The 13,066-nt window shown below is 64.2% G+C and carries 10 protein-coding genes; 4 read left to right on the top strand and 6 right to left on the bottom strand.

From position 1 onward, the window contains the following. Window positions 1-54 precede the first annotated feature (54 nt). Both BGK68_RS11620 and edd read right to left on the bottom strand, forming a co-directional pair. The gene (locus BGK68_RS11620) at window positions 55-684 is read right to left on the bottom strand and encodes a bifunctional 4-hydroxy-2-oxoglutarate aldolase/2-dehydro-3-deoxy-phosphogluconate aldolase (RefSeq protein ID WP_069373241.1); all 630 of its coding nucleotides are present in this window, start codon (window positions 682-684) and stop codon (window positions 55-57) included. Next, a complete protein-coding gene (gene edd / locus BGK68_RS11615) occupies window positions 681-2,552 on the bottom strand; it encodes a phosphogluconate dehydratase (RefSeq protein WP_075257228.1) in 1,872 nt (623 codons plus the stop codon). Before edd ends, BGK68_RS11620 begins: the two co-directional genes overlap by 4 nt. 353 nt (window positions 2,553-2,905) lie before the next feature. Between edd and pgi the strand changes: the two genes are divergently transcribed. From pgi to tal, 4 genes are all read left to right on the top strand, one after another. Beyond that, complete coding sequence (gene pgi / locus BGK68_RS11610) at window positions 2,906-4,579, top strand: glucose-6-phosphate isomerase (protein WP_075257227.1); 1,674 nt, start codon at window positions 2,906-2,908, stop codon at window positions 4,577-4,579. A gap of 68 nt (window positions 4,580-4,647) precedes the next feature. Next, a complete protein-coding gene (zwf, locus tag BGK68_RS11605; protein ID WP_075257226.1) occupies window positions 4,648-6,114 on the top strand; it encodes a glucose-6-phosphate dehydrogenase in 1,467 nt (488 codons plus the stop codon). Between the two features lie 51 nt (window positions 6,115-6,165). Then, the gene (locus tag BGK68_RS11600) at window positions 6,166-7,020 is read left to right on the top strand and encodes an SIS domain-containing protein (protein ID WP_034310514.1); all 855 of its coding nucleotides are present in this window, start codon (window positions 6,166-6,168) and stop codon (window positions 7,018-7,020) included. Window positions 7,021-7,138: 118 nt separating this feature from the next. After that, entirely contained in the window at window positions 7,139-8,074 is a 936-nt protein-coding gene (gene tal, locus BGK68_RS11595) for a transaldolase (RefSeq protein ID WP_075257225.1), read from the top strand. 115 nt (window positions 8,075-8,189) lie between these two features. Here the strand turns inward: tal and BGK68_RS11590 are convergent, their stop codons facing one another. From BGK68_RS11590 to BGK68_RS11575, 4 genes are all read right to left on the bottom strand, one after another. Beyond that, window positions 8,190-9,059 carry a hypothetical protein gene (locus BGK68_RS11590; RefSeq protein WP_143433027.1) on the bottom strand — a complete coding sequence of 290 codons (870 nt, stop codon included), beginning with the start codon at window positions 9,057-9,059 and terminating at the stop codon, window positions 8,190-8,192. A 345-nt stretch (window positions 9,060-9,404) separates the two neighbouring features. Continuing rightward, window positions 9,405-10,958, bottom strand: a complete 1,554-nt coding sequence (locus BGK68_RS11585) for a methyl-accepting chemotaxis protein (protein WP_198937192.1) — start codon at window positions 10,956-10,958, stop codon at window positions 9,405-9,407. Window positions 10,959-11,186: 228 nt separating this feature from the next. Continuing rightward, complete coding sequence (locus tag BGK68_RS11580; RefSeq protein WP_075257223.1) at window positions 11,187-12,224, bottom strand: L-idonate 5-dehydrogenase; 1,038 nt, start codon at window positions 12,222-12,224, stop codon at window positions 11,187-11,189. A 28-nt stretch (window positions 12,225-12,252) separates the two neighbouring features. Beyond that, on the bottom strand, window positions 12,253-13,047 hold the full coding sequence (locus tag BGK68_RS11575; protein ID WP_075257222.1) for an SDR family NAD(P)-dependent oxidoreductase: 795 nt from the start codon (window positions 13,045-13,047) through the stop codon (window positions 12,253-12,255). Window positions 13,048-13,066 lie beyond the last annotated feature (19 nt).

Raw genomic sequence — 13,066 nt, 5'->3', positions numbered from 1 at the left:
TAATTAACCATCAAACAGCCATCAAACAACCGTTACGCAGCCGCCGCGCAACCGTCAAGCCTTCTTCAATGCACTGGCCGCCTTGGCGATCTCGGTGATCTTGTCCCAGTCACCCGCCTCGATGGCGGCCTTGGGGGTCAGCCAGGAGCCGCCCACGCAGACCACGTTCTTGCAGGCCAGGAACTGCGGCGCGGTCTCTTGCGTGATGCCGCCGGTCGGGCAGAAGGACACGTCGGCCAAGGGACCGGCGATGCCGTTGAGCATGCCCACGCCGCCCGCCGGCACGGCCGGGAACAGCTTCAACTGACGGAAACCCGCTTCGCGCGCCGCCATCACTTCGGAGGGCGTCATCACACCCGGCAGCAAGGGCAGGCCGCTGCGCTTGGCGGCTTCGATCAGCGCGGGTGTGAGGCCCGGTGAGACGCCAAAGACCGCGCCCGCATCACGCGACGCGGTGAACTCTTCGGGCGAGGTCAGCGTGCCCACGCCGACGATGGCGTCTGGTACCGACTCGGCAATGGCGCGGATGGCCGGCAGGCCGTGTTCGGTGCGCAGGGTGATTTCCAGCACGCGGATACCGCCTGCGACCAGGGCGCGCGCCAGTGGCACGGCGTGTTCGAACTTGTCGATGGCGATCACCGGGATGACCGGCGAGGCGCGCATGATTTCCAGTGTGGTCTTCATACCGTGACTTTCTCTTTCTCAAAAATCGGCGGCAGGCCGAAGGTGGCGCCGCCCTCTTCTGCGGTTCCCACCGCGTTGCGGAACAGGCTGAACAATTCGCGGCCCATGCCATGCTGGTTGCCCGACAGATCGCTGCTGTCCTGGCTTCGTGCCGCCCATTCGGTGGCGTCGACCTTGGCTTCGAGCGTGCCGGCCTCGGCATCGAGGCGGATGATGTCGCCATCGCGCACCCGGCCCAGCGGACCACCGCCCAGCACTTCGGGTGTGACGTGGATGGCTGCCGGTACTTTACCCGATGCGCCCGACATGCGGCCATCGGTGACCAGCGCCACGTGACGGCCCTTGTCCTGCAGGATGCCCAGCGCTGGCGTGAGCGCATGCAGCTCGGGCATGCCGTTGGCGCGCGGCCCCTGGAAGGTGATCACGGCCACGAAGTCGCGGTCGAGTTGACCGGCCTTGAAGGCGGCCATGAAAGCCTCCTGCGAATGGAAGACCACGGCGGGCGCTTCCACCACGCGGTGCTCGGGCTTGACTGCCGAGATCTTGATGACGGCGCGGCCCAGGTTGCCCTGCAGCAGCTTCAAGCCACCGTCCACGGCGAAAGGCTTGGCCACCGTACCGAGCACGCCCTCGTCACCGCTCTGCGCGGGGGCGTCGTGCCAGGTGACGATGCCGGGACGGCCATTCTCGCCCTCGGCGGCCAGCATCGGTTCCTTGCAGTGCTGGCGCAGGCCCTGGCCGAGGATGGTGGTGACGTCGTCATGCATGAGGCCGGCATCGATCAGCTCGCGCAGCACGAAGCCAGTGCCGCCGGCTGCATGGAAGTGGTTCACGTCAGCGGTGCCGTTGGGATAGATCTTGGTGATCAGCGGCACCACGGCCGAGAGCCTGTCGAAGTCGTCCCAGTCGATGACGATGCCGGCCGCCTTGGCGATGGCCACCAGGTGCAGGGTGTGGTTGGTGGAGCCGCCGGTGGCGTGCAGTGCGACGATGGCGTTGACGATGGACTTTTCGTCGATCATGCGGCCCACCGGGGTGTATTGCGTACCGAGGTCGGTGATCTTGGCGGCCTGCTTGGCGGCCGCCGCGGTCAGCGCATCGCGCAGCGGGGTATTGGGGGTGATGAAGGCCGCGCCCGGCAGGTGCAGGCCCATGGCTTCCATGAGCATCTGGTTGCTGTTGGCGGTGCCATAGAAGGTGCAGGTACCGGCGCCGTGGTAGGACTTGGATTCGGCTTCCAGCAGCTCGGCGCGGCCGATCTTGCCGGCGGTGTAGAGCTGACGGATCTTGACCTTGTCGCTGTTGCTCATGCCGCTGGTCATGGGACCGGCCGGCACGAACACGGCCGGCAGGTGGCCAAAGTGCAGCGCGCCGATCAACAGGCCCGGTACGATCTTGTCGCACACGCCCAGGTAGAGCGCAGCGTCGAACATGTTGTGCGACAACGCGATGGCGGTGGCCATGGCAATGGCGTCGCGCGAGAACAGCGACAGTTCCATGCCGGCCTGGCCCTGGGTGACGCCATCGCACATGGCCGGCGAACCGCCGGCGAACTGGGCCACCGCGCCGGCTTCGCGGGCGGCGTCCTTGATGATCTGGGGGAAACGCTCGAACGGCTGGTGCGCCGAGAGCATGTCGTTGTAGGCCGAGACGATGGCCAGCGAAGGCGCCTTGTCTTCCTTGAGCTTGAGCTTGTCGTTGGCGGGGAAGGCGGCGAAGCCGTGGGCCAGGTTGGTGCAGGCCAGCGCGCCGCGCTGTGCGCCCTTGCGGCGGGCCGCTTCCAGGCGTTCGAGGTAAGCGGTCCGGTAGGGACGGCTACGTTCGGCGATGCGTTGGGTGACGCTGGCTAAGGTAGCGTTGAGAGGCATTGTCGGGTTCCTGTTAGCGTTAACAATGTAATTTTACTACACAATTTTCAATGAATGAAATCATACACTTAGAGCACTGCAACATGCCGCCACCGTGCGTTTTTTCATTGGCCTTACAAAATCTGCGCAAAAAGCCGTATCAGTCTGGATTGCCGGGCTGCAGCAGAGTTGGTACGCGGATGTAACGACGCCGTCATAAACTGTAGTGAAATTACCATTTTGACGAAAATGATGTATAGTCCAATCGTTGCACCAAGAAAGACCAAGACTCGCGGCCGACCGCCCATCCTTGCCAGCCAGCAAGCAGCTGCCTGGTCCGCAGGCCCGGCCCGACCGCCAACCGACACCAGACCATGCATACCACTGCACTGACCGACACGGCCGCCTTCCAGGCCTTGCAACACCATCATGCCAAGGCCGTCACCTGGCACATGCGCGACCTCTTCGCGCAACAGCCCGACCGTTTCGAGCGCATGCATGTAAGCGCGGCCGGTCTGCTGCTGGACTATTCCAAGAACCGCATCGAGTCCGAGACCCTGGCGCTGCTGATGAGCCTGGCGCGCGAGCGCGGCGTGGAAGCGCTGCGCGAAGCCATGTTCCGGGGCGAGAAGATCAACTTTACCGAACATCGCGCCGTGCTGCACACGGCCCTGCGCGCACCGGCCCAGGCCTGTGACGCACAAGTGGACGGACAGCCTGTGAGCCAGGAGGTTCATGCGGTGCTGGAGCATATCCGCGAATTTTCCGAGCGCGTGCGCAGCGGCGCCTGGCGCGGCTACACCGGACGCGAGATCACCGACATCGTCAACATCGGCATTGGCGGCTCCTTCCTCGGCCCGCAGATGGTCTGCACGGCCCTGCGCAACTACCGCCACGCACGGCTCACCACGCATTTCGTCTCCAACGTGGACGGCCATGACCTCGATGAGGTGCTCTCCCGCGTCGATCCCGAGACCACTCTCTTCATCGTCGCCTCCAAGACCTTCACCACCCAGGAGACCATGCTCAACGCCAAGTCGGCGCGGGCCTGGTTCCTGCGCCATGGCCAGCAAGCCGATCTGGCGCGTCACTTCGTGGCGGTCTCCACCAATGCCGCCGAGGTGGAAGCCTTCGGCATCGACCCCGACAACATGTTCCCCTTCTGGGACTGGGTGGGTGGACGCTATTCGGTGTGGTCGGCCATCGGCCTGCCCATTGCGCTGCTGATCGGCTTTGAGCATTTTTCGGCCTTCCTGGCCGGCGCCCACGCAATGGACCGCCATTTCCGCGAAGCGCCGCTGGAAGCCAACATGCCCGTCATCCAGGCCCTGATCGGCATCTGGAACCGCAACTTCTTCAACAGCGAATCGCTGTCGGTCGCCCCTTACCACCAATGGCTGCGCTATTTCCCGGCCTACCTGCAACAGCTCGACATGGAGAGCAACGGCAAGCGCATCACCCGCGACGGCACACCGGTGGGGGTGGCCACCTGTCCCTTCATCTGGGGCGACGTCGGCACCAACGGCCAGCACGCCTTCTTCCAGCTGTTGCACCAGGGCACCGATGTCACGCCCATCGATTTCATTGCCGTGCTCAAGCCTTCGCATGGTATTGATGAGCACCAGGAGGTGCTGCTGGCCAACTGCTTCGCCCAGTCCGAAGCCTTCATGCGCGGCAAACAGGCCGATGAGGTGCGCGCCGACCTGGAACGCCAGGGCGTGGACGCTGCGGAACTCGCCGCGCTGTTGCCGCACAAAACCTTCGACGGCAACCGTCCCAGCAATACCCTGTTGCTGCCCGAACTGAGCCCGCATGCGCTGGGCGCCATGATTGCGCTCTATGAGCACAAGACCTTCGTGCAAGGCGCGATCTGGGGCATCAACAGTTTCGACCAATGGGGCGTGGAGCTGGGCAAGGTGCTGGCCAAGACCATCCACGGCGAGCTGCGCAGCGAACCCAACCCGGCCTTGCATGACGCCTCCACCAACGCCCTCATCGCGCTGGCGCGGCAGGCAAGACAGCAGAACACAGTAGTACTGGACATGTAGCAGAGCGCAGCGGCACGCCGCGCCTTGATCAACGAAGACGACGCACAAGAGACAAGAGAATCCACACCATGGCTATTTCCGATTTCGATCTGGTTTTGTTTGGCGGCACCGGCGACTTGTCGATGCGCAAGCTGCTGCCCGCCCTGTACGCCCGCGACCGCGCACGCGACCTGCCGCCCGAGGCGCGCATCGTCTGCCTGGGCCGCGATGAAAAGACCCGCGAGGAATTCATCCAGATCGTCGAGAAGGATTCCAAACCCCACGTCCCGGCGGCCAATCTGGACAAGGCTGTTTGGGAGCGCTTCTGCAACCGCCTGCAATACGCCTCGGTCAATGCCAAGGAGGGCGCCAGCTTTGTCCACCTGAAGGAAGCGCTGCGCGACACCGAAGGCCTGGCCCGCGTGTTCTACCTGGCCACACCGCCCAGCCTGTTCGCCTCCATCTGCGAGAACCTCTCCAAGGGCGGCCTGGTGACGCCCGCTTCGCGCGTGGTGCTGGAAAAACCGCTGGGCCGCGACCTCGCCAGCGCGCGCGACATCAACGCGCAAGTCGGACGCTACTTCCAGGAATCGCAGATCTTCCGTATCGACCACTACCTCGGCAAGGAAGCCGTGCAGAACCTGCTGGCGCTGCGCTTTGGCAATGTGCTGTTCGAACCGCTGTGGCGGCGTGAGTGGATTTCGGATGTGCAGATCACCATCGCCGAAGAGCTCGGCGTGGGTGGCCGCTTCGACTACTACGACACCTCCGGCGCGCTGCGCGACATGCTGCAGAACCACCTGCTGCAACTGCTGTGTATCGTCGCCATGGAGCCGCCGGTGTCCAACTCGGCCGATGCCGTGCGTGATGAAAAACTCAAGGTGCTGCGTTCGCTCAAGCGCTTTACCCCCACCACGCTGGCCATGAACGTGGTGCGCGGCCAGTACCGCGCCGGTCACGTCAATGGCGTGGCCGTGCCGGGCTATCGCAAGGAAGCCGACGCCAATCCCGAATCGCGCACCGAGACCTATGTCGCGGTCAAGGCCGAGATCGACACCTGGCGCTGGGCCGGCGTGCCTTTCTACCTGCGCACCGGCAAGCGCATGGCCGATTCGCTGGCCGAGATCGTGGTGCGCTTCAAGAGCGTGCCGCACTCCATCTTCGCGCATCAGAACGACACGCCCAACTGCCTGGTGATCCGCCTGCAGCCCGACGAAGGCCTGCACATGAACCTGATGGCCAAGCAGCCCGGCGATGGCATGCGTCTGCGTCCGGTGGAGCTGGAACTGGACTTCCGTGAGAAATTCAAGACCCCGCGCATGGATGCCTACGAACGCCTGCTGCTGGACGTGCTGCGCGGCCACCTGACCCTGTTCATGCGCAGCGACGAGCTGGAAGCCGCCTGGGAATGGGTCGAACCCATCCTCAATCACTGGGACCAGCAGGAGGCCGATCCGGTCCCCTACAACGCCGGCACCTGGGGCCCGGCAGCGGCCAGCGCCCTGATCGGCCGCGACGGCCTGCAATGGCGCGAAGAAGCGCTGCCGGAAGTCTGAGGCCGGCTGCGCCAGTCCGCTAGACCGATAGACCGATAGGCCATCATGTCCATGCTGCTCGACTCCATCCGCACCCACATCAACTCCCTCTCCAAGTCGGAGAAGAAGGTGGCGGCGACCATCCTCGCCAATCCGCAGCTGGCGCTGGCGGAGAACCTGACGGCGCTGGCCAAGAACGCGGAAGTGTCGGAACCGACCGTGATCCGCTTCTGCCGCGCCATCGGCTACGAGGGCTGGCATGACTTCAAGCTGAAACTGGCGCAGAGCCTGGCCCTGGCCCTGCCCGGCGCCGACGAAACCCTGGCCCAGGACGACCTGGCCGCCGACCTGGTCAACAAGATCTGCAGCCGCTCCATCAATACCCTGCTGGACCTGCGCAACCACCTCAATCCGGACGCCATCCAGCTGGCGCTGGACGTGCTGGCGCGGGCCAACAAGATCGAGTTCTACGGCCAAGGCACCTCCGGTATCGTGGCCAACGACGCCCAGCACAAGTTCTTCCGCTCGGGCGTGCCCACGGTGGCCTATTCCGACCCGCACATCCACAGCATTGCCGCCTCGCTGTTGAAAGCCGGCGACTGCGTGGTGGCGATCTCGCAGCGCGGCGGCAATGCCGCCCTGCTGCGCTCGATCCAGCTGGCCCGCAAGGGCGGCGCCGACATCATCGTGCTGGGCCCGTCGGGTACGCCCCTGGCCGAACTGGCCACGGTGCTGGTGCCCATCGACCTGTCCTTCAACATCGACCCCTATACCCCCATCTCGGCGCGCCTGGCGCACCTGGTGGTCATCGACATCCTTGCGGTGGGACTGGCCCTGCGACGCGGTCCGGAATTCCGCAAGAAGATGCAGAACGCCCAGAAGTCGCTGCAGAAGTTCGACATGCAATTCGATTCCTTCTTCCGCTGACGAGGCATCAGCTGCGGCTGCGCGAGGTCAAGTGTCAGCCATTGCCCGACAGACAAGCCGCCGCGATTGCGTACAATGCTGAACCATTCATTCTTCCAACTTAGCAACAGGATTTCCCATGAGCCAGCTTGAACAGTTGAAGCAATACACCACCATCGTGGCCGACACCGGCGACTTCCAGGCCATGAAGGCCTTCGCCCCGCAGGACGCCACCACCAATCCCTCGCTGATCCTGAAGGCCGTGCAGAAGGCCGAGTACAAGCCGCTGCTGGAATCCGTTGTCAAGGCCCACGCCGGCATGAGCACCGATGCGATCATCGACCGCCTGCTGATCGCCTTCGGGCTGGAAATCCTGAAACTCATCCCGGGCCGCGTCTCCACCGAGACCGACGCGCGCCTGTCCTTCGACACGGAAGGCACGGTCGCCAAGGGCCGCGAACTGATCCGCCTGTACGAAGAAGCCGGCATCGCCCGCGAGCGTGTATTGATCAAGATCGCCTCCACCTGGGAAGGCATCCGCGCCGCCGAGATCCTGGAGAAGGACGGCATCCGCTGCAACCTGACCCTGCTGTTCTCGCTGCCGCAAGCCATCGCCTGCGCCGAAGCCCGTGTGCAGCTGATCTCGCCCTTCGTGGGCCGCATCTATGACTGGTACAAGAAGTCCACCGGCCAGGAATACACCGGCAGCGATGATCCGGGCGTGCAATCGGTCAAGGCGGTGTACAACTATTACCGCAAGTTCGGTTACGCCACCGAAGTGATGGGCGCGAGCTTCCGCAATACCTCGCAGATCGTCGAACTGGCCGGCTGCGACCTGCTGACCATCAGCCCCGACCTGTTGCAAAAGCTCGCCGACAGCGATGCCCCGGTGGAACGCAAGCTGAGCAAGGAAGCGGCTGACGCCGCCGATATCGAACGCATCTCCCTGGATGAGAAGACCTTCCGCCTGGCCCTGAATGCCGACGCCATGGCCACCGAAAAGCTGGCTGAAGGCATTCGTCAGTTTGCTGCTGATGCGGTCAAGCTGGAGCAGATCGTCGACGCGCTGCGCTGATCGACAGGCGTTCCGTGCGTTGCCTGTCCGGGGACGCCGCAACCTCCGCATAAAAAAAGGCCGCCATCGTGCTCATCCACGATGCGGCCTTTTTGCATCCCGCGTGTTCCGGCGATCAGCTTGCCAGCAGATCCGGCAACGCCCCGACGACCTTGTTGCTGCACTGTTCAAATGTCTCGGCCATCCATTGCTCGACTTGTGCGTAGTCATCCTTGGCCCACTGATCCAGCGGCAGGGCTTGTTCCGACGTGCGGTTGCAGGAGACCTCGACGTAGGGACTGAAAGTGAGCATGCCCGCGCTTTCCTTGCGCTTGTAGACGCTCAGGTTGGTGCTCATCTTGTACAGATCGGCCTGCTCGCCGGTCAAGGCTTCATAGACCAGCTTGGCGCTGCCGCCTGCCACCATGACGCGCTGCTTGAAGGTCGCCGTCTTCATCTCAGGCTGTGATTGCAGCGCCGTGTTGAGGGCGCGGCTCAACTGCGCGGTGAAACCGGAGGCGACCTGATTGCGCACACGGTTGCGGTCCTTCACGTCCTCGATCTTGTCGCCCTTGAGATCATCCTTGCTGAAGGTGTTGACCGCCATTCCCCCACCCAGGGCGAACATGAAGATGTTCAGGGCCACCTGGGCCGCCACGGTGTTCTGGGTATTCTTGGGACGCACGATCAGCACTTCTTCCGGCACTTCCTTGAGGCGCGAACCATCGATGAACGAGGTGGTGTAGAGCACCCCCAACCTGGGCTCTGCCGCCATGGCCGGGTCCGGCTTGGCCGATGCCACCGGCACAGGCGCCACCACCGTCGCAGTGGAGACCGCCGCTACCGGTGCATCCGCTGGCGCGGCAGCGCCAGCTGCCTGGGTGGGCGAGGTGACCGCCGATGTCTTGGCTGGCGCCGGCGCGGCAGTGGCGGCAGCCGTCTTGTTGTCGGATGGGCTGGCGCATCCATTGAGTGCAAGGAGGGCCGCCAGAGCGATATGTTTCAACTTGGTCTGCATCTGCATGTTCTGATTCGTCGAAAAAAGTGAAAGCGATCCCCTGCCACCGCGCGCGGAGCAATCAGCAACTGGAGAAAGCGGGAATGGCAGACGAAGTTCGTTCTTTCGCCAAGACATGCGCGCGGTGAGCGGCGTCGAATGGAAAAAACAGACTCCCCCGATGTCTGCGAGGGCAAGTCTAGTGAGTCAGATAAAGATTGTCTATAGGCAATCTTACAATGTGGTGAGAAAACTATAGGTGAATAATTGAGCTTTTGAAGAGCAATCCCGACGCATTGGACGCCCTACCCGCGTCGGCCAGGTCTTGGTCACGCCCCCCCGGCGCCCGCACCACTACGCCAGCCTGGCCTGCATCCCCCGCACCAGCTGGCACTGGAAGAAACCCACTGCCGTCTGCAGCAGCAAGGCGCGGCGATTGAGTTCTTCGGAGGTCACAGCCAGCTCTTCCGAGCTCAGCGAATTCTGCTGGATCACCTGGGCCAGCTGGCTGGCTGCCGTGCTGATCTGGCTCACGGCAGCGGACTGCTGCTCGGACGATTGCACGATGTCCTGCACCAGCACCGAGGTGCGGGTGATGGTCGGCACCATGTCACTGAGCTGTCGCTCGGCAGCGCAGGCCAGGGTCACGTTGGCGCGGGCGACTTCGTCGATCTCCTGCGCCGCAGACTGGCTGCGCTCGGCCAGGCGGCGCACTTCGGCCGCCACCACGGCAAAGCCGCTGCCGTGCTCGCCCGCATGCGCGGCTTCGATGGTGGCGTTCAGGGCCAGCAGGTTGGTCTGGTAGGCAATGTCATCGATGACGGCAATCTTGCCGGCGATCTGCTGGATGGCCGCCACCATCTGCTTGACCGTTTCTGCACATTGGCGCGCCTCCAGCGCCGCCGCTGCGGCGATCTGGTCGGTCAGCCTGGCGTTTTGCGCAGTGCTCTGCACCAAGGCGTGGATCTGCGCCAGCGCTGCGCTGGTCTGTTCCACGCCGCTGGCCTGCTCGGTGGAGGCGCGCGCGAGGGACTGCGCGGTAGCGCTGACTTCCTCGGCGGTGCTGACCAGGCCGTCGGCGTTGCCGCGTACTTCGCCCACCACCTGAGCCAGGCGCGTCATCATCTTCTGGATGGCGTGCATCATGCTGTCGCGACAACCGGACTTGAGCGTGATCGTCTGCACCAGGTCGCCATCGGAGAGGCGCTGCATCACCGTCACCACATCGCCCGGTTCGCCGCCCATCTGCCGCAGCAGGGTGCGCGTGAGCAACCATCCCGCCCCCAGCAGGATCAGCAGCACGCCGCCGGCCACCAGCGCGACCGCCTCCAGCGCATGGCTGATGATCTCGCGGGCGCTCAATGCGCTGGCGTCGCCCAGCGCGATGTTGTAGGAACGGTGGCGCGCAAAGCTGGCCTGCACGGTATCGATGGCAGCGCGAAATTCCAGCACGCTCAGGCCCAGGCTATCCTCGACCCGGTCCTCTTCGGCCACCGCGAGCAGCCGCCGCACCACCTCTTCAAAGGCGGCGATGTGGGCGCGGTCATCGGCCAGCATGGCGCCATCGGTCTCGTCGGTGATGTAGGCATCGGCGTAGGTCTGGAGATGCCGCTGCATGCGCGCGCGCTGCACGTCCATCTCCTTGATCAGGCGGCTGCGGTCGCGCGGGTCGAGGTTGACCAGGTATTGATAGATGCGCCCCTGGATGGCGTTGAAGGCAGCCTGCGCGTCATCCAGCGTGGTCACGCTGGGCACCGTGTTGACCTGGGCGTAATTGGCCGCCGTGTAGACGTTTTCGATCTGGCGCAAACTCACAGCCGCCGTGGCGACCAGTCCCAGCAAGGCCAGCAGGATCAGTACCGACAAGCGCTGTCCGACGGACAGCGTACGAAGCCCAGGCCTGGACATGGATTCCTCTCCCCAGAGGTGTTGCGGTGGCTGCTTGAGATGGCGCGCGCCCCTCAACGCCGCGCCATGCAGAGTTGGCCACGAACTTATAGCGCGCAGCAGGGCTTGTCAATCAATGCCGCAGGCCCCCTTCTTCAGGCAGGCAAAAAAAATACCGCCCAGCAATACTGCGGACGGCATTTTCATGAACCCCTCGCAGCAGCCCCGTGTCAGGGCCACTGTGCCGATTCAGTCAAAACTGATCTGCACCTTCATCATGCGCGAGCGGTCGCCTGCGATCTCGAAGGCTTCCACCGCCTGGGCAATGGGATAGGTCGCCGTGATCAGCGGCTTCACATCCACCAGCTTGCGGTTCATCAGCTCCACCGCCATGGCGAACTCTTCATGGAAGCGGAAGGCGCCGCGCCACTCCAGCTCCTTGCCCACCAGCAGGTTGGCCGGGAACTGGATGTCGCCGCCCAGGCCGACCTGCACGATGATGGCCTGCGGGCGCAGGGCTTCCAGCGCGCCCACCAGCGCACGCTCATTGCCGCTGGCCTCGAAGAGCACATCGAAGGTCCCCTTGTCGGCGGCATAGGCCTTCAAGGCATCGGGCGTCTCGGCCATGTTGATGGCACTGTCCGCCCCCACCTGCAAGGCCGCCTGCAGCGGCATGCTGGCCACATCGGTAACCACCACTTCCAGCGCCCCGGCGCGGCGCGCAGCCACCACCACCAGGGCGCCGATGGGACCGCAGCCAGTCACCAGCACACGCTTGCCCACCAGCGGGCCGGCGCGGCGCACCGCATGCAGCGCCACCGACAGCGGCTCGGCCATGGCGGCTTCGCCATCGCTGACGTGGTCGGCCACCACGTGGGCTTGCGAACGCTCGATGATGATTTCCTGGCGGAACGCGCCCTGCACGTGCGGCGTGCGCATGGCGCTGCCGTAGAAGCGCATGTCCAGGCAATGGTTCTGCTTGCCTTCCTGGCAGTACTTGCAGACGCCGCAGGGGCGGCTGGGCGAGATGGCGATGCGCGTGCCGGGGGCGATGTCGGTGACGGCCGAACCGACTTCGGCGATCTGGCCCGAGACTTCATGGCCCAGCACCATCGGCTCCTTGATGCGCACCACACCGAAGCCGCCGTGGTGGTAGTAGTGCAGGTCCGAGCCGCAGATGCCGCCGGCCTTGACCTTGACCTTCAGTTGCTGCGGCTGCAGTGCGCCGGTGTCCAGTGCCTGGATGCGCAGGTCGTGCGGCGCATGGATGACGAGGCCTTGTTGCATGGTCTTCTCCGAAAATGAGCTAAATGATTTACAAGGTGGCCGTCACGCCGCCGTCCACGTAGAGGATGTGGCCATTGACGAAGCGGGAAGCATCACTGGCCAGGAACACGGCCGCGCCGACCAGGTCTTCCACGTCACCCCAGCGGCGCGACGGGGTGCGACCCACCAGCCAGTCGGTGAACTTGGCGTCGTTGACCAGGGCCATGTTCATCTCGGTCTTGAAGTAGCCTGGGCCCAGGCCATTGACCTGGATGCCGTACTTGCCCCAGTCGATGGCCATGCCCTTGGTGAACATCTTCACCGCGCCCTTGGTGGCGGTATAGGGCGCGATGTTGGGACGGCCCAGCTCGCTCTGCACCGAACAGATGTTGATGATCTTGCCAGCCCCGCGCGGGATCATGTGGCGCGCCACGGCTTGCGCCGCGTAGAAGACGCTGTTGAGATTGGTATTGATGAGGTCGTGCCAGTCCGATTCCTTGAACTCTTCCAACGGATTGCGGCGCTGGATACCGGCATTGTTGACCAGGATGCCGATGGGGCCGATCTCGCTTTCGATCTTCTGCACCGCGGCCTTCACGTCCTCCGAGGAGGTGGCGTCGAAACTGGATGCATGGATGGTATGGCCTTCGGCGCGCAACTGCGCCGCTACGCTGGCCAGCTTGCCGGCATCGCGCCCGTTGAGCACGATGGCCGCGCCCGCCTGGGCCATGCCGCGCGCCAGCGCCAGGCCGATGCCGCCGGAAGAACCGGTGATCAGCGACAGCTTGCCTTCCAGCGAAAAGCCCTGCAAGCCTGCGGGCAAGGGGGTGGTCTTGGTGGTCACATCATCTCCTTAAAATCAA

This window comes from Herbaspirillum camelliae (genome assembly GCF_001929405.1).
Lineage (GTDB): Bacteria > Pseudomonadota > Gammaproteobacteria > Burkholderiales > Burkholderiaceae_D > Herbaspirillum > Herbaspirillum seropedicae.
The sequence above is the reverse complement of the archived record's forward strand: the minus strand, read 5'-3'. Positions and strand labels throughout refer to the sequence as shown.

Coding starts and splice junctions, on each gene's coding strand:
- tal (WP_075257225.1), top strand. CDS start 7,139: ATGAGCCAGCTTGAACAGTTGAAGCAATACACCACCATCGTGGCCGAC.
- edd (WP_075257228.1), bottom strand. CDS start 2,552: ATGCCTCTCAACGCTACCTTAGCCAGCGTCACCCAACGCATCGCCGAA.
- pgi (WP_075257227.1), top strand. CDS start 2,906: ATGCATACCACTGCACTGACCGACACGGCCGCCTTCCAGGCCTTGCAA.
- BGK68_RS11620 (WP_069373241.1), bottom strand. CDS start 684: ATGAAGACCACACTGGAAATCATGCGCGCCTCGCCGGTCATCCCGGTG.
- BGK68_RS11600 (WP_034310514.1), top strand. CDS start 6,166: ATGCTGCTCGACTCCATCCGCACCCACATCAACTCCCTCTCCAAGTCG.
- BGK68_RS11585 (WP_198937192.1), bottom strand. CDS start 10,958: ATGTCCAGGCCTGGGCTTCGTACGCTGTCCGTCGGACAGCGCTTGTCG.
- BGK68_RS11580 (WP_075257223.1), bottom strand. CDS start 12,224: ATGCAACAAGGCCTCGTCATCCATGCGCCGCACGACCTGCGCATCCAG.
- zwf (WP_075257226.1), top strand. CDS start 4,648: ATGGCTATTTCCGATTTCGATCTGGTTTTGTTTGGCGGCACCGGCGAC.